Origin of the sequence: uncultured Roseovarius sp., assembly GCF_913054395.1 — a bacterium.
GTDB lineage: Bacteria > Pseudomonadota > Alphaproteobacteria > Rhodobacterales > Rhodobacteraceae > Roseovarius.
This window is the reverse complement of record NZ_CAJXIP010000013.1, coordinates 1-20,750: the sequence shown is the minus strand read 5'-3', so window position 1 is coordinate 20,750 and position 20,750 is coordinate 1. Positions and strand designations below refer to the sequence as shown.

Sequence of the window (20,750 nt, the reverse complement as noted above, 5' to 3'; positions counted from 1 at the left end):
GCCCTACGGTTCAAACGAAACTGACCGCTCCTTTGATGGGCGGTCAGTTTCTTTTTATATCAATAAATTGAGTGCCAAAGTTAAGGCATTGCATGAAGCTTTCAGAGCATCAATTGATAGCTGCTCGGGACATATGAGAAGCTGCTGTTCCGGGCCTCTGCATAACCGACGGCGGGCCATGGCATGTGATAGCCGATAAAGGGGATCTTATCGGTTGCGAGCATCCCCAGAAGACGGCGCCGGGTCTTGGCTGCGGCGGATTTGTCCATGTCAAATTTCACCTCCCAGTCTGGCTGGGCGAGCGACCAGACATAATGATTGGCGAAATCGGCAGCCAGCAAAAGCGATTTGCCGCCGCTCTCGATCATATAGGTCATATGCCCCGGTGTGTGCCCGAAGGCAGCCATGGCCGTGATGCCGGAAGCGACGCTTGCGCCATCGCCGATCATCGTGGTCTTTTCGGCCAGCGGGCGCATGTTGCTGTCAAACCGGTCGTTTCCGGCTGCCGCCCAGTGATCATATTCGGCGCTGCCGGTGACATAGCGGGCATTGGGGAAGGTCGCCTCGCCACCTTCGCGCATCAGCCCGCCGATGTGATCGCCATGCATATGGGTGATCACCACGATATCGACCTGATCGGGCGTATAGCCCGCATCATTCAGCGCAGTGGTGATCGCATCGGGGTTAAGGCCAGTGTCGAACAGGATCAGCGCGCTGCCGGTGTTGATCACGGTCGGGGTGAAAAAGAACTGTGCCGCGTCGGTGGGGATATTGGCCTTGGCCGAGACCGCGGCAAAGTCTTCGGCGCTGACGTTCAGGCCAAAGATCGAATGCGGGTCGGGGCGCGGCATGGTCGCGGCCAGGAGCGTGGTCACTTCGCAATCTCCAAGCACAAAGCGGTTGTGGCGCGTTGTTGACGCCCCCATCATCGGGGCGCTGGCATGGACCGGGCCAAGGGTCGCGGCCAAAGGCACGGCGGCTGCGGCAGTCAAAAGGCTGCGTCGCGTAAGGGGCGTTCTTGTCATCTGATTCCTCCAGTTGCTGGCCAGAAGGATAGGGCATTTTAAGCGCCCGCCTAGCGGCTCACGTTATTTTGACACATGCCGCTCCCAAAAACGGTCGGCGCGGCGGCAAAATCCGGGATTTCTGGACAATGGCGCCCGGCTGTGACACATCCACCGCGAAGCAGGAGAAGCCCATGACCACCACACGTTTTGCCCCGTCGCCCACCGGATATATCCACGTGGGCAATCTGCGCACCGCGCTGATGAACTATCTGATTGCCGCCAAGGCCGGGGGCAGCTTTATCCTGCGGATCGACGACACGGACCCCGAGCGCTCGAAGCAGGAATATGTCGACGCGATCAAATACGATCTGGAATGGCTGGGCCTGCATTGGGATCGGACCGAACGCCAGTCAGAGCGGCTTGACCGTTACGCCGAGGCGGCCGACAAGCTGCGCGAGATGGGCCGGTTCTACGAGGCCTTCGAGACCCCGACAGAGCTTGACCTCAAGCGCAAGAAACAGCTCAATATGGGGCGCCCGCCGGTCTATGACCGCGCGGCGCTTGCCCTGAGCGATGCCGAAAAAGACGCGATGCGCGCCGAGCGCGGCAACGGTGTGTGGCGCTTCAAGCTTGATCAGGAACGGATCGAGTGGAAAGACGGCATCCTTGGCGATATTTCGATTGATGCCGCATCGGTTAGCGATCCGGTTCTTATCCGGGGCGACGGCCAGGTGCTTTACACGCTGGCCTCGGTTGTCGATGACGTGGAAATGGGCGTGACCAATGTGGTGCGCGGGTCCGACCATGTGACCAACACCGCGACGCAAATTCAGATCATCACCGCGCTTGGCGGCACCCCGCCGGCCTTTGCGCATCATTCGCTTTTGACCGGCCCGCAGGGCGAGGCGCTGTCAAAGCGTCTTGGCGTGCTCTCCCTGCGTGACCTGCGCGAGCAGGGGGTCGAGCCGATGGCCCTGCTAAGCCTGATGGCGCGTCTTGGTTCGTCGGACCCGATCGAGCTTCGCACCGACATGTCCGAGCTGATCGAAGGGTTCGATATCGAACGCTTCGGCGCGGCCCCGACCAAGTTTGACGAAAACGATCTCTTCCCGCTGACCGCGCGCTATTTGTCGGCCCTGCCCCTTGAGGCGGTCGCCGATACCATCGCCGAGGTTGGCGTGCCCGCAAATCTGGCCGAGCATTTCTGGCAGGTCACGCGCGAAAACATCACCACGCTCAAGGATCTTGCTGGCTGGTGGGCGATGTTCCGCGATGGCGCAGAGCCGGTGATCGAGGACGAGGATCGCGACTTTATCGCCGAGGCGATGGCGCTTTTGCCCGAGGGTCCGCATGACACCGAAACCTGGGGCAAGTGGACAGCCGCCGTGAAAGAGGCCACCGGGCGCAAGGGGCGCGGGCTTTTCATGCCGCTGCGCAAGGCGCTGACCGGACAGGCGCACGGGCCCGACATGTCGCAGGTTCTGCCGCTGTTGCAGGTGATCAAGGCCAGGGGCTAGGGTTGCTAGCGCTCTGGCGCAGGGTCTCTTTTTCGCTATCGAGCGCAAGGGCAAGATCGGCATGATCAAGCGCCCGTGCGGCCATGTTGCGCGCCGCATCTGCCAGTTCCGGCTCGGGCGCCTCTGACAATCGGCGCAGCGCGTCCTGAAGCCGCTGCGCCACCTCGATCAGCCCGGCGCCGTCGCGCGCCGTGCTGGCAAACGCGTTTTCAATCAGCGCGCGACGCGACACATCCGGCAGGAACAGCCGTGGAAACAGCGGCGTGTCGCTATCGGGTCGGGCATGTGCCCAGTCAAGCAACAGCTTTTCCTGACGACAGATCACCGCGATCGCGGTTCCCGGATCATTGATGCCCGGCGACAGGGCGCGCGATGCGGTTTCCGATAGCACAAGAAGCCCGTAAGAGGCATCCTGTTCAAAGGTGCGATAGCGCCCCACCGTCAGGCTTTGGGCAATCGCGCTCTCTTCGGTTTCGCTCAGGCCGGTGGCATGGCCGATCACCTGACCCTGAATGATGTAATCGCCGGGGCGCACATAAAGATAGACGCGGGTCTGATCGCTGGTCAGCTTCTGGCTGATGGCGCGCAGGTCGATGAATTGCACATAGCCGGTATCCTGCGCGGCAAGGGCGCGCGCCTCGACGGGCAGAACGGTGTCGCGGGTCATCCGCCGCCCGCCAAGCGACGGCAGGTGCCGCGTGCGCATCAGGCAATCGCGGCTGACCTCTTCGGTCGAGGCCAGCGTGGCATCCATGCTGCCCAGGTCGCTGAGGTGATGGATCCAGCGCAGCAGCGCCAGAATGACAAGCACCACCACCGCCACGGTAAAGCCCAACACCAGAACGCTGGCACCCTCGGGATAAAACCCGGCCTTGAACAGGATGATCGCACTCAGCGCATAGACGAAGGCGCCGATGAAGGTGGCCAGAACCGTATGCGTGGTGGTGTCGGCCAGCAGAATGCGATGCACCCGCGGCGTCGCCTGACCGGCGGCCGCATTATGCGCCGTAACCATGATGTTGAGCGAGAACGTGCTGACCGCAAGCATGCCAGAGGCAAGGATCGTCAGGATCGGCATCACCGCATCGGGATTAAAGCGATTCTGGAGGCTCGCCGGAATATAGCCTTCGAGCAGGATCGCGATGGCCGAGGCCAGCACCGCCAGAAATGCCATGAGAGCGACCCGTATCCAGAGTCTCCGGGTCATCCGCAGAAGGGTCATGCCGGTTGTTGACAGGATCTGAAGTTTCACGAGACGCGGGCCCTTTTCGCCCCAGTGTGGCGCGGCGCGGCCTCCGTGTCCATATGTCGGCTGCCTAGGCGCTGTCGCGGATCAGGCGGGCGTTGAGGCGGTCAAGGTGCGCATCGCTCAGCGCGCGTTCTTCGGCGCTCAGGGTCTGGTGGCGCGGATATCGCGGGGCGGCGCGGTCATCAAGGATCGGGGCGTCCCAGCCATGGGTGGTGTCGAAAAACCGCGCGACACCCTCCGGGCCGAATTCGCGCGCATAGCCCTGTACCACCACATCAAGATAACTCAGCAGGATCGGATGGGCGACGCTCGGGCTGCCATGTGCGCCCTCGGGGATGCTGTAGACGGCAATGTCGGGGCGATGCGGCAAGGGGTGGCTCACCTGATGCCGGGCGGGCACGCGGGCATAGGCCGCCTCGCGCAGATCAAGCGCGGCCCAATCGGCACCGGGCACTTCCGCGATCAGCCCGTCGATGGTGCTGGCGGGGTCGGGCACGACCGTCAGAAAGGCAACCGGGCGCAATTCCGTGTGCCGCCAGACCCGCCGCCACCCGCGAAGCTGCGCGGGATGGGCTGCGTCGAAGACATGCGTGCCGCGGTTCACGAGGCTGCCGTAGCCGAAGAAATATGCATCGAAAATTGAGGTTATGACGCCGTCCTTTGATCTGAATCATGGTCGGGTACTGTTTTGCAGGCAAAGTTGACGATATTCAAGCAAGGGGGCGGTTGCGCCATGCGGATTACCAAACGTGCAAATATCGCCATCAGGCTGCTTATGTTCTGTGGTGCCAATCAGGACCGTATGGTCACCAAGTCCGAGATTGCAGAACGCTGCAATACCTCGGAAAGCCATCTGGCGCAGGTGATCAACAAACTGGCACAGCTCGGGTTTTTGAACACACAGCGCGGGCGCCATGGCGGGGTCATGCTTGGCCGTGCGATGAACCGGATCACCGTCGGCGAGGTGTTTCGCGCGATCGAGGTCAACACGCCGGTGGCGGAATGTTTTGCCGATGTCGACAACACCTGTCCCCTGGTCGATGCCTGTCGGCTTCGTCTGGCACTGGCCGATGCGGTCGAGGCATTCTATGCCCACCTTGACGAAATCACGCTTGAGGCGCTGGTCTGTAATAACGAGGCGCTGTTCACATTATTTTCAGCACCGCCCTGCCTGAATCAGGCTTGAAGCGGTCGCGACAGTATACTAGCGTACACGCAAGATCGGATAGGGAGAACTGGCTTGGGCCAGTGCCGAAGGAGCAACCGCCCCGGAAACTCTCAGGCGACAGGACCTGTCCGACATCAAGACACTCTGAAGAGATCCCGGATTTCAGACCGGGGCGCCGAAGGGATAGCGATCTCAGGCAAAAGGACAGAGGGGGCATCGTGACGCGGCTTTCGGGCCATGCGTCGTAACGGTGCCGGTGTGATCATCTGATTATCCGCGCCCAAAGGTTAAGGGAGGATGCAGATGGCCGATCTGCTGACAACGCCGCTCAATGCAATGCACAGGGAACTGGGCGCCAAGATGGTGCCTTTCGCCGGTTACGACATGCCGGTGCAATATCCGGCTGGCGTGATGAAGGAACATTTGCATTGCCGCGCCAGTGCCGGGCTTTTCGACGTCAGCCACATGGGCCAGGTGATCGTGCGTGCGCCGGATGGGTACGCCGAGGCGGCCAAAGCCATGGAGGCACTTGTGCCGGTTGACCTTGTCGGGCTTGGCGAGATGCGTCAGCGCTATGGGTTTTTCACCAATGAGCAGGGTGGCATTCTGGATGACCTGATGCTGGCTAATCGCGGCGATCACATGTTTGTCGTGGTCAATGCTGCCTGTAAGACCGGCGATATCGCCCATATGCGTGCCGGTTTGCCCGGCTGCGAGGTCGAGGAAATCACCGATCGCGCGCTTTTGGCGCTGCAAGGCCCCGCCGCCGAGGCGGTGCTTGAGGCGATGGTGCCCGGCGTCGCGGCGATGCAGTTCATGGATGTGGGCATTTTCGCCTCGGAGTTTGGTGAGCTGTGGATTTCACGCTCGGGCTATACCGGCGAGGACGGTTATGAGGTTTCGGTCACCGAGGATCAGGCCGAGGCCCTCGCACGCGCGCTATTGGCGCAGGACGCGGTCGAGCCGATCGGCCTTGGCGCGCGCGACAGCCTGCGCCTGGAGGCGGGGCTTTGCCTTTATGGACATGATATCGACGAGTCCACCTCCCCGGTCGAGGCGAGCCTGATCTGGGCGATCCAGAAGGCACGCCGCGCGGGTGGCGCGCGCGAGGGTGGCTTTCCCGGCGCGGATCGCATCCTTGACGAGATTGCGAACGGCGCCGCACGCGCCCGCGTCGGATTGCGCCCCGAGGGCCGCGCGCCGATGCGCGAGGGCACGCCTTTGTTCGAGGCCGCCGAGGGTGGCGCGCCGGTCGGTCAGGTCACTTCGGGCGCCTTTGGTCCGACGATCCAGGCGCCGATGTCGATGGGATATCTGCCCAAACCCTTGGCAACCGAGGGCACGGTCATTTACGGAGAAGTGCGCGGCAAGCGCATGCCGGTCAGGGTTGCCAAGCTGCCCTTTACGCCTGCCAATTTCAAACGCTGAACATCATCAGGGAGAACAACATGAAATTTACCGAAGAACACGAATGGCTGCGGGTTGAAGACGATCTTGTGGTGGTCGGAATCACCGAACACGCCAGCGAACAGCTTGGCGATGTGGTGTTTGTCGAAATGCCCGAAGTCGGCACCCAGGTGACCAAGGACGACGAGGTCGTCGTGATCGAAAGCGTCAAGGCCGCAAGCGATATCCTGGCCCCGATTGATGGCGAGATCGTCGAGATCAACGAAGTGCTGGCCGACACGCCGGGCAAGGTCAACGATGACCCGACCGGCGATGGCTGGTTCTTCAAGATCAAGCCGAGCGACCTGGGGCAGCTGGACGAATACATGGATGAAACCGCCTATCAGGATTACATCAGCTAGCGCCTGATCGTGCGGCGGGACGCGCGCCGCGCGGGAGTATTTTTGGAAAGATGAAAGCCGGGACGCCGGGCCATGACGGTCCGGCAGCCCGTGCCTGTCAGAGGGAGACCCGGGATGCCTTTCAAGCCAACAGACTATTTGCCGTATGATTTTGCCAATCGGCGCCATATCGGCCCGTCGCCCAGGGAAATGGACGAGATGCTGGAGCGTCTTGACGTGCCCAGCCTTGAGGCGCTGATTGATGAAACCGTGCCCAAGTTGATCCGGCAGGAAGAGCCGCTTGATTTCGGCAAGCCCAAATCCGAGAGCGAATTGTTGCATCATATGTGGCAGACCGCCTCGAAGAACAAGGTTCTGACCTCGCTGATCGGGCAGGGCTATCACGGGACGGTCACGCCGCCCGCGATCCAGCGCAATATCTTCGAGAATCCGGCCTGGTACACGGCCTATACGCCCTATCAGCCGGAAATCAGCCAGGGACGGCTTGAGGCCCTGTTGAATTTTCAGACCATGGTCAGCGACCTGACCGGTCTTGAGATCGCCAATGCCTCGCTTCTCGACGAGGCGACGGCGGCGGCCGAGGCGATGACCATGGCGCAGCGCGTGGCCAAATCCAAGGCGCGCGCGTTTTTCGTGGATGAAAACTGTCATCCGCAGAATATAGCGGTGATGAAGACCCGCGCCGCGCCGCTTGACATCGAGGTGATCGTCGGTGCCCCTGAGGATCTTGAGGCCGACAAGGTGTTTGGCGCGATTTTCCAGTATCCCGGCACCCATGGGACCCTGCGCGATTTCACCGCCGAGATCGAGGCGCTGCACGCGCAAAAGGCCATTGGCATCGTGATCGCCGACCCGCTCGCGCTTACCCTGTTGAAAGAGCCGGGCGCGATGGGCGCGGATATTGCCGTGGGCAGCACGCAGCGCTTTGGCGTGCCGGTTGGCTATGGCGGGCCGCACGCCGCCTATATGGCGACGAAGGATGCATACAAGCGCGCGATTCCGGGGCGGATTGTCGGGGTGTCTGTCGACAGCCATGGCAACCGTGCCTATCGGCTTTCGTTGCAGACCCGCGAGCAGCATATCCGCCGCGAAAAGGCCACCAGCAACGTCTGCACCGCGCAGGCGCTTTTGGCGGTCATGGCGTCGATGTACGCAGTGTTCCACGGCCCCGAGGGCCTACGGGCGATCGCAGAGCGTATTCACCGCAAGACCGTGCGCCTGGCCAAGGGGCTTGAAGCGGCCGGTTTTCATGTCGAGCCCGAGGCGTTCTTTGATACGATCACGGTCGATGTCGGCCTGTTGCAGCGCGGCGTTTTGCAATCGGCGGTGCGCGAAGGCGTGAACCTGCGTCGTGTGGGCGACACCAAGATCGGCATCACCCTCGACGAGCGCACCCGCCCCGCCACCATCGAGGCGGTCTGGCGCGCCTTCGGGATCATCATGGATGACACCGATTTCACACCCGATTACCGCGTGCCCGAGGCGCTGCACCGCGCGACGGAATACCTGACCCACCCGATTTTCCACATGAACCGGGCCGAGACCGAGATGATGCGCTATATGCGCCGCCTTGCGGATCGCGACCTTGCGCTTGATCGCGCGATGATCCCGCTTGGCAGCTGCACGATGAAGTTGAACTCGGCTGCCGAGATGATGCCGGTAAGCTGGCGGGAATTTGCTTTGCTGCACCCGTTTGTGCCGCAAGATCAGGCGCTTGGCTATAAGGAGATGATCGACGACCTGAGCGCCAAGCTTTGCGATATCACCGGCTATGCCGCGATCTCGATGCAGCCCAATTCCGGGGCGCAGGGCGAATATGCCGGCCTGTTGAGCATTGCGGCCTATCACCGTGCACAGGGGCAGGGGCATCGTCGCGTCTGTCTTATTCCGGTCAGTGCGCATGGCACCAACCCGGCCAGTGCGCATATGGTCGGCTGGGATGTTGTGGTGGTCAAATCCGCCGCCAACGGTGATATTGATGTCGATGATTTCCGCGCCAAGGCCGAGAAATACTCGGACAACCTTGCGGGCTGCATGATCACCTATCCAAGCACCCATGGTGTATTCGAGGAGACCGTCAAGGAGGTCTGCAAGATCACCCATGGCCACGGCGGTCAGGTCTATATCGACGGTGCCAATATGAACGCCATGGTCGGTCTGAGCCGCCCCGGCGATCTCGGCGGGGATGTGAGCCACCTCAACCTGCACAAGACCTTCTGCATCCCGCATGGCGGGGGTGGGCCCGGCATGGGGCCGATTGGCGTCAAGTCGCATCTGGTGCCACATCTTCCGGGCCATCCGGCAACCGGCGGGACCGAAGGACCGGTCAGCGCCGCGCCCTATGGCTCGCCGTCGCTTCTGCCGATTTCCTGGGCTTATTGCCTGATGATGGGCGGTGCGGGGCTTACCCAGGCGACGCGGGTTGCGATCCTGAATGCCAACTATATCGCCAAGCGGCTCGAGGGGGCCTATGACGTGCTCTACAAGGGGCCGACAGGCCGGGTGGCGCATGAATGCATCCTCGATACGCGCCCCTTCGAGAAGAGCGCGGGCGTGACCGTGGACGATATCGCCAAGCGGCTGATGGATTGCGGCTTTCACGCGCCAACGATGAGCTTTCCGGTGCCCGGCACGCTGATGGTGGAACCCACCGAGAGTGAGACCAAGGCCGAGCTGGACCGCTTTTGCGATGCGATGCTGGCGATCCGGCAGGAGATCCGCGACATCGAAGAAGGCCGGATGGATGCGGAAAACAACCCGCTCAAGAACGCGCCGCATACGATGGAGGATCTCGTGCGCGACTGGGATCGTCCCTATAGCCGCGAACAGGGCTGTTTCCCGCCGGGGGCGTTCCGGGTCGATAAATACTGGCCGCCGGTCAACCGGGTCGACAATGTGTATGGCGACCGGCACCTGATCTGTACCTGTCCGCCGCTGGAAGACTATGCCGAGGCGGCAGAGTGATCCGACGGGCGTGATGCTGCGTTGACGATGGCCGCAGGGTGCCCCCTGCGGCCATTTCGTTTGGCGAGGTCAAATCTTGTGGGGAAACGAAAAAGGCGGTCCTTGCGGACCGCCCCAACTCGTACTGAAAAAGAATGTCTGAAACGGAATGTCGACCAAATAATCGGCCAATTTTAGCGGTGTCGGCTGCGCCATCACGTCATTCCAACCCACTCACATGAGATCACTTTAAGGTGAATAAGATGATTCTGTCATACCCCATATAGGGTAAAATGGTGATTATTCGGCAATCAGAGGGGCAAGGCGGTCCAGAACAACGCGCCAGTGCCGGAAAAACGCGAGCTGGCCTGCATCTTCAAACAGGTGATATTCGATCCAGTCGTAATCGCGGCGGAACTCTTGCAGGGTGGCAGGGGGCACCTGCGGGTCCTGGGTGCCGCTCATGAAGATCACCGGAAACTGGCCGCGCAGCGCGTTGACCTCGTCGCTCCAGTCGTCAAGCTGGCCCGAGGTGAGTTGCCGCGAAAACGGCTCATCGGCGCAATGGGTGTCGGACAGGGCGGTGTCGGATCCAGTAACGACGGCCTCGAACACTTCGGCCTCTTCAAAGGTGGCGATATCGCCGGGCGAATTTCCGAAAACCGAGTGGAAGAAACCGCGCTTGCCGATCTTGCGGGCCAGAAGGAAGCCCGCCTTGACCATGAAAGGCAGCAGATGCGGCGTATATTTTGCGCCCGCCAGAATGAAGCGGTGCCATTTGTCCATGCGCTCGAATTGTTCGCGCCGGGTCAGCGGCAGCATGCCGGAACAGGCGATGATGGCGCTGATCACTCCGGGGTGCTGGCTGGCCAGCCGCACCGCGTAATAAAAGTCGCCGCTTTGGCAAATGACCGGGCAGCGGATTACGTTTTCGGCCTGCAATACCTGCATTGTATCGGCAATCAGGGCGGCGTCATAATCGGTTTTGCGCGCCACCATGTCCGACATTCCATACCCGGCGCGTATTGGCACGATAATGCGCCACCCGCGCCTGGCGGCTTCTGCCTCGGCCGAAGCGGGCCAACGGACAAGTCCGAAGTCCAGCGGCAGGTAAAGCACCGGCGTTCCGCCCGGATCGCCAAGCACCAGATAATCAAGCCGCCGCCCGTCCGGGGTGACCAGAGATTGAAAATCCAGTTCTTTGAGCATGCCGCTGCCGCCGCTGACCACGCGTGGACCGGGCGCGGATTTCAGGGTCAGGTTGGTCATGTCCATGACCGAAAGTGCCAGGCGCACCAGCTCTAGCTGGGAATGGGTTTCCGTCTTGGAGAGGATGGATTTGATCTGCGCGCGGATCGTGTCAACCGAGCGCCCGCGCTGTTCGGCGATTTCGGCGACTGTGCGACAATCGACAAGGTGGCGCACGATTGCGGCCTCGGCACCGGTCAGATCAAAGGCGTGGCGCAGGATGTCGCAGAACCCTTCGGGCCAGGCGGCCTCATTCGACGCGGCAAGAACAAGCGGCGTGCCATCGGCGGTCAGATGCCGTTGCAGGCGCAGCACGATCAGGTGCCCCCCAACGCGCGAGCGCACGCGCAACACAGCCGCATCCCTTTGACCACCACAGATCAGCAGGCGCAGGGTTGCGGCCACGGTCGCGATATCGTCGGCATTGATCGGCAGATCGGCAAGCCGCGCGCGATCAGGAAGGCCGAGCTTGACGCGCGCCGCCTCATTCGCGGCACGAATGTAATGGTCACGGTCGAACACAAGCGCGGCCACCCGGTCAAACGGAGCAAGGATGGTTTCGATTTCGTCGGGCCGATCGGTCAGCGCGATACGATCGAGAAACTCACCGGCACGGTGGAAATGGCTGGCGAGTTGCGGATCGTCAAGCAGGCGCGGCGCCGCGAAATCCGCCTTGGCACGCAGCGGGCTTATCGCGCTTTCCCAATGATCCAGCAGCGTCTCAAAGCGCATCGGATCAAGTGCAACGTCGTAAAGGCACCCGATTGCCTCTGCCCTGTCCTTGTCGGACAGGGTGGGAAAATCGTCATCATCCGCCTGTTGCCGGTTGGAACCCATGCGCGAAACCCGTGTGAGATCAATCTGAGGTGGATCTATCGCATGTCATGCAGTGATGTCGACATTATGACGGTATTGAGAAGATATTATTTTTGCGTGTCCCCCAAAAGCCCGGAAAAGTGATCGCGCAGGTGCTCCCATGTGGCCTGATTGGACGCACAAAGCAGGAAGCCCTCGGTGATTTCAGCGTTATAGTCGCGCCCGTCCAGCATCATGGCGACCCCGCCCGCCTTTTGACAGATGATCACCCCGGCGGCGTGATCCCAGGGGTTAAGCATGCCAGACATGACGAAATCGACCGATCCCTGCGCCAAAAGCCGGTATTCATGGCAAGAACAGCGCAGCGCCGTGACCCGTGTCAATCCCGGAATGAGAGGCGCCACAAGCTCTTTCTGGGCCTGCGTCATCAGCGAGAAATGCATATAGCCCTGAAGCGTATCAAGCGCGCCGCCGGGGGACACCTGCACCGGGCGTTCGGTGCCAAGGGCGGCGCCAAGGCGGCTTGGGGTGGTCTCATCCGCGATGATCCAGTCATCCCCGACCGGGTCGTAAAGCAGCCCAAGCACCGGGCGACCAAAGCGTGTCACGGCGATGATCACCCCGAAAAGCGGCAGGGCATGGGCAAAATTCCAGGTGCCATCAACCGGGTCGATGATGATCGCAAGCTCTGCCTTGGCCACCTCGTCGCGCAGTTCGGGCCTGGCGGCGACCGCCTCTTCGCCGACAATCAGGGCGTGCGGAAACATCCGTTGTAAGCCGCGCGCCAGCATGGCCTCGGCCTGACGGTCGGCCTCGGTCACAAGGTCATGCGGCCCCGATTTGGTGGCGATCTCACCTTGAGCCAGATTGCGGAACCGGGGCATGATCTCGGCCCGTGCGGCGCGGCGCACCATGTTGACCAGTGCGGTCTGCTGGGCCGGGGTCATCGGCGAACTAAGCGGGATGGGCAGCGAATCTGTCATGAGGTCTCCTGTCAGGCTGGCCCGATACCTGCCACCCTGCGGGCGGGTGTTCAATGCGGCTTACTCGCGCGCGCGCAGAGTGCGCGCCGGACGCGCGGTCAATGGCCCAAGCGCAAAACCGAGGCCCGCCAGAAGCGTGACAAGCGCCCCGCCGAGGATGATCAGGATCGCCGAGGGCCAGATCACCGCAAAGCCGGTTTCCATCACATAATGGCTTACGGCCCAGCCCCCGGCAAGCCCGGCGCCAAGTGCGACCATGCCCGCAGCGGCACCAAGAATGGCGGCGCGCAACACAAGGCTGGTCAGAATACGGGCACGCGTGGCGCCAAGCGTCTTGAGAATCGCGGCTTCATAGGTGCGGGCGCGCTGATCGGCGGCGGCGGCCCCTATCAGCACCAGGAACCCGGTCAGAAGCGTCACCGACGCGCCCCATGCCGTGGCCGAGGCCAGCCCTGCCAATAGTTCCGACACCTGCGCGATCGCATCGCGCACCCGGATCGCGGTGACATTGGGAAACCTGTCGTTGATATCGTTCAGGATCGCCGCCTCGGCCTCTGCCTCGGCATAGACGGTGGCAATGAAGCTATGCGGCGCACCGGCGAGCGCCGACGGGTTCATCAGCATCACGAATCCCATGCCAGCGGTCGAAAAATCAACCTCGCGGAACGAGGTGATCGGCGCGGTGATGTCGCGCCCGAGGATATTGAGGGTGATCTTATCCCCCAGTTCAAGGCCGATTTCCATCGCCTCTTCTGCGGCAAAGCTAAGCTGTGGCGTGCCGGTGTAATCCTCACCCCACCATGTCCCGGCGGTCAGCCTGGTGCGCGCGGGCAGGGCATCGGCGTAGCTTACGGCGCGGTCGCCTTCGACAACCCAATGGCCGGGGGCCACTTCGGTGGCGGGGCGGTCGTTGATGTGGCTGATGATGCCGCGCAGCATCGGCGCGCTGTCGATCCGGCTAACGCCGGGATCGTTTTCCAGCCGGTCAAGAAAGCCGGGCATCTGATCCTTTTGCATATCCACGAAGAAGTAGGAGGGCGCGCGCTCGGGCAGGTCAGAGGCAATGGCACGGCGCAGGTTACCGTCGATCTGCCCCACTGCGGCCAGTACGCTAAGGCCAAGGCCAAGCGAAAGCATCACCGGCCCGGTGGTGGTGCCCGGCCCGCCAATCGCAGCCAGGGCCCAGCTTAACGCGGGGCGGCGTCGCAGGCGTGGGCGCATGGAGCGCGCGGCGCGCTGTACCAGCCATGCGGCACCTGCCAATACGGTCAGCGCCCCGCCGATCCCACCCGCCGTCCAAAGCGTCAGGCGCAGGTTTCCGGAAAACAGGATGGCCGAGCCCAGAAGCGCCGCGATAAGAAGGGCCGTCGCCAGCAGATAGGGCCAGCCTGGCCAGCGGCTTGTCCCGGTTACTGCCTCGCGAAACAGGGCAGCAGCGCGCACATCGCGCGCCCGCGCCAGCGGCCAGAGGGTAAAGATCAACACGCTGAGGATGCTGTAAAGCGCGGCCTCGGCCATCGGGCCGGGATAGGGCGCAAAGACCGCCGGGACCGGCAGGCGGTCGGCAAAAAGCGGCGCCAGGGCAATCGGAAGGCCGACCCCAAGCGCAATCCCCGCGACGATCCCGACGAGCGCCAGGACACCGACCTGAATGAAATAGGTCAGAAAGATCGTGCGCTGATCCGCGCCGAGGGTGCGCAGGGTGGCAATCACCCGCGTCTTGCCCGCAAGGTAGGAGCGCAGGGCAGATGAAATGCCGACCCCTCCCACGGCGAGCCCCGACAGTCCGACCAAGACGAGAAACGCGCCAAGGCGCTCGACAAACTGGGCGACGAGAGGCGTCCCGTTGCGTGCGTCAAGCCAGCGAAAGCCGCCACCTGCAAGCCCGGTACTGGCGGCGTCTTCTGCTGCGGAAAGGTCTGTGCCGTCGGGTAGATCAAGCCGGTATTTGGTCTTGAACAGCGATCCCGGTGTCAGAAGGCCCGAGTTTTCAAGCGCCGTGGTCGTCACGATGGTGCGCGGCCCAAGGCCAAAGCCGGCGCGCGACTGATCCGGTTCGCGCACAAGTTCCGCCATCAGGCGAAACTCTTGCGTGCCAAGGCGAAATGTGTCGCCGATCTCAAGGCCAAGCCGCTGGATCAACAGCGCATGCATCACCGCGCCGGGCAGGCCCTCGGCGCCGGTAAGCGCCTCTGCAAGCGGCATCTCGGGTAGCAATTCGACGGCGCCGACAAGCGGATAGGCGCCGTCGACCGCCTTGACCTGGGTCAGCTCGCGCGCGCCCTCGGGGATCACCGCGAGCGAGCGAAAATCGGCAACTTCCGAGGTGCGGATGGCAAATTCGTCAATCCAGTCGCGCTCGGCTTGGGTCGCAAAGCGATAGGTCAGCTCAAGCTCGGCGTCGCCGCCCAAAAGGGCGGCCCCCTGCGACACAAGCCCGGCCTTGATGCTTTCGCGGATCGTGCCGACGGCGGCAATCGCAGCCACGCCAAGGATTACGCAGGCCAGAAAGATACGAAACCCCCGCAAGCCGCCACGCAGCTCGCGCCGGGCCAGTTTTGCCGCAATGCCAAGGCTCATGCGGCGGCCCCGGCGGCCTCTATGCGGCCATCGCGCAGGTTGATCACCCGGTCACAGCGTGCCGCGAGCTCCGGGTCATGAGTGACCAGAACCAGCGTGGCATCATGGCGGTCGCGCAGATCGAACAGCAGGTCGATGATCAAGGCGCCGGTGCTGCTGTCGAGGTTTCCGGTGGGTTCATCGGCCAGGATGATCGCCGGGCGCGGCGCGGCAGCACGGGCCAGGGCAACACGCTGTTGCTCGCCGCCCGAAAGTTGTGAGGGATAATGCCCGGCGCGCGCCCCAAGCCCGACCGCCTCAAGCTCTTGCACAGCGCGGCTTTGGGCGTCGGGCTGATTGGCAAGTTCAAGCGGGGTAGCGACGTTTTCGACCGCAGTCATCGTCGGGATCAGGTGAAAGGATTGAAAGACGATTCCGAAATTGTCCCGCCGCAGGCGCGCAAGCTGATCCTCGTTCATTGCGGACAGATCATGATCAAGGGCCATGACCTTGCCCGAGGTGGCGCGTTCCAGCCCGCCCATGAGCATCAGGAGCGAAGACTTGCCGGACCCCGACGGCCCGATCAGCCCGAGGGTTTCGCCACGGTGGACATCCAGGGAAATCCCGTGAAGTATCTGCACAAGACCGGCATTTCCCTCAAGGGACAGCGTCGCGTTGGAAAGAGACAAAATCGGAGAGGTCATGCGTTTGCGCCTGATGAATAAGGATTTTCTGACATATGGGGCCTGCCGGACAATGAGCAAGGCAATAGCGGCCTTTATCGTGCTTGTCAGCCCTGCATGGGCCGGGCCGGTCACGGTGCTGGCGCTTGGCGACAGTCTGACACAGGGCTATGGGCTTGTTCAGGATCAGGGCTTTGTGCCGCAGATGCAGAAATGGCTTGAGGATCAGGGCATTGAGGCGCGTCTTGTCAATGGCGGCGTGTCGGGCGACACCACGGCGGGTGGGGCGGCGCGCGTCGAGTGGAGCCTGACCGAAGAGGTTGGCGCGATGATCGTCACGCTGGGGGGCAATGACTTGCTGCGCGGGATTGATCCCGCGGTAAGCCGCGAGAACCTGGAAAAGATCTTGCAGGTCGCAAAGGCCCGGGACATCGAGGTTCTGCTTGTCGGGATGAGTGCGCCGGGCAATTACGGCGCCGCGTACAAGGCTGATTTCGACGCGATCTATCCCGATCTCGCCCAGAGTTATGACACGCTTTACGCGGCGAATTTCTTTGCCGGTCTGGGCGAAGGCACCCCGGCCGAGCTTCGGGCTTATTTCCAACCTGACGGAATCCACCCCAATGCCGAAGGAGTCGGACGCATCGTCGAGGCGCTTGGCCCCAGAGTGGTCGATCTTATCGCCGCCACCAAATGAAAAAGGGCCCGCAGGGGGCCCAGTTCCGAAAGCATGATCGCCGCGTCAGGCGAGGGCGATATTGGTCGCCGATTCACGGCCATCGCGGCCTGCTTCGACATCGAAGGTCACCTTCTGATCGTCGGCCAGACCGGTGAGGCCTGCACGCTCAACAGCCGAGATATGGACGAAGACGTCCTTGCCGCCACCATCGGGCGCAATAAAGCCAAAACCTTTGGTTGCGTTAAACCATTTTACAGTGCCACTAGCCATTGCGTGGTCTCCTTTCAGTTGTCGCTGCCCGCGTTGATGCGGCAGCCCGGCAAAGTCGTGCAAGATCGAGTGACTGAGCCGTTGATAGGAGCAGGTGGTCGATAGTGGTAACGTCGCACCGAAAAATATGGGTGCAGTTTTTTTAAAAATCAAGGGTCAAGAATGCGCGCGCCATGACGGGCAGCCGCTGTATCCTTTGCCGGATTTCCGGCGTTGTAGGCGAAACCGCCGGTGGCGCGGGGCACGAAACCGGCGGTTGGAACGCTGCGCTTGGGTTCAGAGAACAGTGACGACGGTGCCGGTCGGGACGCGCTCGTAAAGATCCTGAACGTGTTCGTTGATCATCCGGATACAGCCGTTAGAGACCGACCGCCCGATCGAGCTTGGCTGCGTCGTGCCGTGAATACGGTAATAGGTATCGCGCCCGTTCTGGAACAGGTAGAGCGCGCGCGATCCAAGCGGGTTGTCCTTGCCGCCGGGCTGAACATAGTCGTTGTCCTTGAAGCGCCCATAGGCGGCGGGGTCGCGCTCGATCATCTCGTTGGTGGGGCGCCAGGTGGGCCATTTCTTTTTGACGTCGATGGTGGCGGTGCCGGTGAACTCGAGACCGGCCTTGCCCACGCCCACGCCGTAACGGCGCGCCACGCCGGGCGCGGTCACCAGATAAAGGAAATGCGCGCGCGGCAGGATGATAAGCTGGCCGGGCTCGTACTTGGGATCAAAGGCCACCTCTTGCGGAAGGAAACGCGGTTCAAGTTCAAAGGCAGTCGCCATTTCGGGCGAAAGCCCAGGAAAGGCAGCGACGGCAAGGCCTGTGGCAAGGAATTTGCGGCGTTCAATCATTGGGACTCTCCTAAACTTTGGCGAAATTATAGAATAGCAGCGGGATCGGTAACCATCAAAACCGGGTGATTTCATCAACTTTTGCGCGACTGTGGCGGTGGGGTCGCGATCAGTGCATCGGCCTGGCCGCCCTCGGGCAGGTCAGATGGCGGCCCAGTCGCTAAAGGTAAAGGCCATGGGCTGTGGTGGCCACGGGGCGGCGGGCGCAGGCGGCGTTTTTTGGAGTTTTATAGCGGGTTGGGGTTGAAAGCGGGTCATGCGGGCCTCCTTTTGGTTGGTCTCGACACGAGGTGGGGCCGCATGTCGCCCAGGGCCATACCCGGTCGGCAAAACGTGAGCGGATGTGAGCGCCGGGCGGTTAAATCAGGCCAAGCCTGCGTTCGCGGCGTATCACCATCAGGATTGTCACGATCCCCGCAAGCGCGGTGCTGAGCATGATCCACAAAAGCGCGAAGGCCCCGCTTCCGGGCGTCAGCAACATCCCGGCCAGCGCTGAGAGTGCCGCCCCGATCCCGATCATCAATGCCCCTGCCAGCCCGCTTGCGGTTCCCGCCAGCTGTGGGCGTACCGAAAGGGCGCCTGCGGTGGCGTTTGGGATGACCATGCCATTGCCCAGACCCATCAAGGTCATCAGGCCGAAAAAGGTGATCGGCGTCCCATGCCCGAGATAGAACACCAAGAGGTTCACCGCGATCCCGCCTGCATTGAACAGCGTTCCCCATAACACCATCCGGTTAACGCCAAGCCGGGTGGAAAAGCGTCCCGATGCGAAATTGCCGAGAAAATAGCCGATCGCCGGAGCACCGAAGAAAAGGCCAAGTTCGGCGGGCGCGAGGCCAAAGACCTTGGCGCCCACAAAGGGTGCACCGCCGAGATAGGCAAAAAAGGCCCCCGACGAAAAACCCGACGCCAAGGCATAGCCCCAAAAACGCTGCGAGGTGAGCAGTTCGGGGTATTCGCGAAACTGCTGGGTCAGGCTGCGCCCGCTGAGCGGGGCGGTTTCGCCAAGATCGGACCAGGACAGCCACAGGATCAGGGCGCCAAGCGCGAAAAGTGCCCAGAAATTGGCCTGCCAGCCAAACAGATCGTCCAGTACTCCGCCGAAGGCCGGGCCGATCATCGGCACGATGGCCATGCCCATGGTGACATAGCCGATCATGCTTGCGGCGCGATCCTGCGGGACCATGTCGCGAACGATGGCGCGGCTCAGGACCATGGCTACGACCACGCTGGCCTGAATCATGCGAAAGCTGAGGAAAACATAGACATTCGGCGCGAAGATACAGCCAAGCGTGGCTATCAGGAACAGGCTCAGCCCGCCGATGATCACCGGACGGCGGCCCCAGCGGTCCGAAATCGGCCCCATCAGCAATTGCAGCCCCGCGTTGACGCCGAGATAAAGCGCGACCGAAAGCTGGATCAGGCGGTATTCGGTGTCAAACCATGCGGTCATTCCCGGCAGGCTTGGCAGGAAAATATTCATCGCCAGCGCAGAGAGTCCTGCCAGCAGGATCAGGGTGACGATATGCGGTGGTGTTGTGCGGTCCAGAAACCGGACCTTATTTTCCCGGCTCATGCGGATGGCGTAAAAGGCGGGCGCGGGGAAGTCCATGCTGTCCGCTTCGGATTTGCAAATTTACAGATATTCAGTTTGAGGTTTTCATATCTTTGCAAATTTGCGGGATTCCGCTTTGTGCTTGCGCAGAAAATCCCTATGCTTCCGGCAACATCGCAAGGGGAGTGCCATGAAAGACATCCTTCAGGAACTGGAAGACCGCCGCACCGATGCCCGTCAGGGCGGCGGACAGCGCCGGATCGACGCGCAGCATGCCAAGGGCAAACTGACAGCGCGCGAACGTATCGAGCTGTTGCTGGACGACGGCAGCTTTGAAGAATTCGACATGTTCAAGGCGCATCGCTGCACCGATTTCGGCATGGACAAGGACCGGCCCTATGGCGACGGCGTTGTCACCGGCTGGGGCACGATCAATGGCCGAATGGTCTATGTGTTCAGCCAGGACTTTACGGTGTTTGGCGGTTCGCTTTCGGAAACCCATGCGGAAAAGATCTGCAAGATCATGGATATGGCGATGCAGAATGGCGCGCCGGTAATCGGTATCAATGATTCCGGTGGTGCGCGCATTCAGGAAGGCGTCGCAAGCCTCGCGGGCTATGCCGAAGTGTTCCAGCGCAATATCATGGCCAGCGGTGTCGTTCCGCAGATCAGCCTGATCATGGGGCCCTGCGCGGGCGGCGCGGTCTATTCGCCCGCGATGACCGATTTCATCTTCATGGTGCGCGACAGTTCTTACATGTTTGTGACCGGCCCTGACGTGGTCAAGACCGTGACCAACGAGGTGGTGACGGCCGAAGAGCTTGGCGGGGCCAGCACCCATACGCGCAAATCGAGCGTCGCCGACGGTGCATTTGAAAACGATGTCGAGGCTCTGGCAGAAGTGCGCCGCCTTGTGGATTTCCTGCCGCTCAACAACCGCGAAAAGCCGCCGGTGCGCCCGTTCTTTGATCAACCGGGCCGCGTCGAGGAGAGCCTTGATACGCTGATTCCCGACAATGCCAATACGCCTTATGACATGAAGGAATTGATCCATAAAGTCGCCGATGAGGCCGATTTTTACGAGATCCAGGCCGATTTCGCCAAGAATATCATCACCGGGTTCATTCGTCTCGAAGGGCAGACCGTAGGGGTGGTGGCCAATCAGCCGATGGTTCTGGCGGGGTGTCTTGATATTGACAGCAGCCGCAAGGCGGCGCGCTTTGTGCGGTTCTGCGATGCCTTCGAAATTCCGATCCTGACGCTGGTCGATGTGCCGGGGTTCCTGCCGGGCACGGGACAGGAATATGGCGGGGTGATCAAGCATGGGGCGAAGCTGCTCTTTGCCTATGGCGAGGCGACGGTGCCCAAGGTGACGGTGATCACCCGCAAGGCCTATGGCGGCGCCTATGACGTGATGGCCTC

General features: G+C 61.9%; 17 protein-coding genes and 1 riboswitch. Of the genes, 7 read left to right on the top strand and 10 right to left on the bottom strand.

Annotated elements, in window-relative coordinates:
* Positions 1 to 101: 101 nt before the first annotated feature.
* Positions 102 to 1,025, bottom strand: coding sequence for an MBL fold metallo-hydrolase (locus tag QZ522_RS03255; protein ID WP_294607426.1), 924 nt, complete (start codon positions 1,023 to 1,025; stop codon positions 102 to 104).
* Positions 1,026 to 1,198: 173 nt separating this feature from the next.
* Here QZ522_RS03255 and gltX point away from each other — a divergent pair, with 173 nt between their 5' ends.
* Positions 1,199 to 2,524: a glutamate--tRNA ligase gene (gene gltX, locus QZ522_RS03250; protein WP_294607423.1), complete on the top strand. Its 1,326-nt coding sequence runs from the start codon at positions 1,199 to 1,201 to the stop codon at positions 2,522 to 2,524.
* Here the strand turns inward: gltX and QZ522_RS03245 are convergent.
* Positions 2,508 to 3,776 carry a DUF2254 domain-containing protein gene (locus QZ522_RS03245; protein WP_294607421.1) on the bottom strand — a complete coding sequence of 423 codons (1,269 nt, stop codon included), beginning with the start codon at positions 3,774 to 3,776 and terminating at the stop codon, positions 2,508 to 2,510. The two genes, gltX and QZ522_RS03245, sit on opposite strands and share 17 nt — an antisense overlap.
* 64 nt (positions 3,777 to 3,840) lie before the next feature.
* On the bottom strand, positions 3,841 to 4,413 hold the full coding sequence (locus tag QZ522_RS03240; protein WP_294607482.1) for a gamma-glutamylcyclotransferase family protein: 573 nt from the start codon (positions 4,411 to 4,413) through the stop codon (positions 3,841 to 3,843).
* A 93-nt stretch (positions 4,414 to 4,506) separates the two neighbouring features.
* Here QZ522_RS03240 and QZ522_RS03235 point away from each other — a divergent pair, with 93 nt between their 5' ends.
* The 4 genes from QZ522_RS03235 (at position 4,507) to gcvP (ending at position 9,713) form a co-directional block, all read left to right on the top strand.
* On the top strand, positions 4,507 to 4,959 hold the full coding sequence (locus QZ522_RS03235) for an Rrf2 family transcriptional regulator (RefSeq protein ID WP_294607419.1): 453 nt from the start codon (positions 4,507 to 4,509) through the stop codon (positions 4,957 to 4,959).
* A gap of 31 nt (positions 4,960 to 4,990) precedes the next feature.
* A riboswitch (glycine riboswitch) is annotated at positions 4,991 to 5,077 on the top strand.
* Positions 5,078 to 5,244: 167 nt separating this feature from the next.
* Positions 5,245 to 6,369 carry a glycine cleavage system aminomethyltransferase GcvT gene (gcvT, locus tag QZ522_RS03230; protein WP_294607417.1) on the top strand — a complete coding sequence of 375 codons (1,125 nt, stop codon included), beginning with the start codon at positions 5,245 to 5,247 and terminating at the stop codon, positions 6,367 to 6,369.
* A gap of 20 nt (positions 6,370 to 6,389) precedes the next feature.
* On the top strand, positions 6,390 to 6,749 hold the full coding sequence (gcvH, locus tag QZ522_RS03225; protein WP_294607414.1) for a glycine cleavage system protein GcvH: 360 nt from the start codon (positions 6,390 to 6,392) through the stop codon (positions 6,747 to 6,749).
* Between the two features lie 114 nt (positions 6,750 to 6,863).
* The gene (gene gcvP / locus QZ522_RS03220) at positions 6,864 to 9,713 is read left to right on the top strand and encodes an aminomethyl-transferring glycine dehydrogenase (protein ID WP_294607413.1); all 2,850 of its coding nucleotides are present in this window, start codon (positions 6,864 to 6,866) and stop codon (positions 9,711 to 9,713) included.
* 279 nt (positions 9,714 to 9,992) lie between these two features.
* Here gcvP and QZ522_RS03215 read toward each other — a convergent pair whose 3' ends face one another.
* The 4 genes from QZ522_RS03215 to QZ522_RS03200 all read right to left on the bottom strand — a co-directional run bounded on the left by QZ522_RS03215 (position 9,993) and on the right by QZ522_RS03200 (position 16,002).
* Entirely contained in the window at positions 9,993 to 11,777 is a 1,785-nt protein-coding gene (locus tag QZ522_RS03215; protein ID WP_294607411.1) for a helix-turn-helix transcriptional regulator, read from the bottom strand.
* Positions 11,778 to 11,863: 86 nt separating this feature from the next.
* Entirely contained in the window at positions 11,864 to 12,739 is an 876-nt protein-coding gene (locus QZ522_RS03210) for an inositol monophosphatase (protein WP_294607409.1), read from the bottom strand.
* A gap of 60 nt (positions 12,740 to 12,799) precedes the next feature.
* Positions 12,800 to 15,319 (bottom strand): FtsX-like permease family protein, encoded by a 2,520-nt coding sequence (locus QZ522_RS03205; protein ID WP_294607405.1) that lies wholly within the window; start codon positions 15,317 to 15,319, stop codon positions 12,800 to 12,802.
* Positions 15,316 to 16,002: an ATP-binding cassette domain-containing protein gene (locus QZ522_RS03200; protein WP_294607403.1), complete on the bottom strand. Its 687-nt coding sequence runs from the start codon at positions 16,000 to 16,002 to the stop codon at positions 15,316 to 15,318. Before QZ522_RS03200 ends, QZ522_RS03205 begins: the two co-directional genes overlap by 4 nt.
* 52 nt (positions 16,003 to 16,054) lie before the next feature.
* On the opposite strand from QZ522_RS03200, the gene QZ522_RS03195 reads away from it, so the two are divergent.
* On the top strand, positions 16,055 to 16,678 hold the full coding sequence (locus QZ522_RS03195) for an arylesterase (protein ID WP_294607400.1): 624 nt from the start codon (positions 16,055 to 16,057) through the stop codon (positions 16,676 to 16,678).
* A 45-nt stretch (positions 16,679 to 16,723) separates the two neighbouring features.
* Here QZ522_RS03195 and QZ522_RS03190 read toward each other — a convergent pair whose 3' ends face one another.
* From QZ522_RS03190 to QZ522_RS03180, 3 genes are all read right to left on the bottom strand, one after another.
* On the bottom strand, positions 16,724 to 16,930 hold the full coding sequence (locus QZ522_RS03190; RefSeq protein ID WP_294607398.1) for a cold-shock protein: 207 nt from the start codon (positions 16,928 to 16,930) through the stop codon (positions 16,724 to 16,726).
* A gap of 276 nt (positions 16,931 to 17,206) precedes the next feature.
* Positions 17,207 to 17,773 carry a L,D-transpeptidase gene (locus QZ522_RS03185; protein WP_294607396.1) on the bottom strand — a complete coding sequence of 189 codons (567 nt, stop codon included), beginning with the start codon at positions 17,771 to 17,773 and terminating at the stop codon, positions 17,207 to 17,209.
* A 358-nt stretch (positions 17,774 to 18,131) separates the two neighbouring features.
* Positions 18,132 to 19,385, bottom strand: coding sequence for a multidrug effflux MFS transporter (locus QZ522_RS03180; RefSeq protein ID WP_294607393.1), 1,254 nt, complete (start codon positions 19,383 to 19,385; stop codon positions 18,132 to 18,134).
* Between the two features lie 133 nt (positions 19,386 to 19,518).
* On the opposite strand from QZ522_RS03180, the gene QZ522_RS03175 reads away from it, so the two are divergent.
* Positions 19,519 to 20,750, top strand: a 1,232-nt coding sequence (locus QZ522_RS03175) for an acyl-CoA carboxylase subunit beta (protein ID WP_294607390.1), incomplete at its 3' end; no start/stop codon positions are given.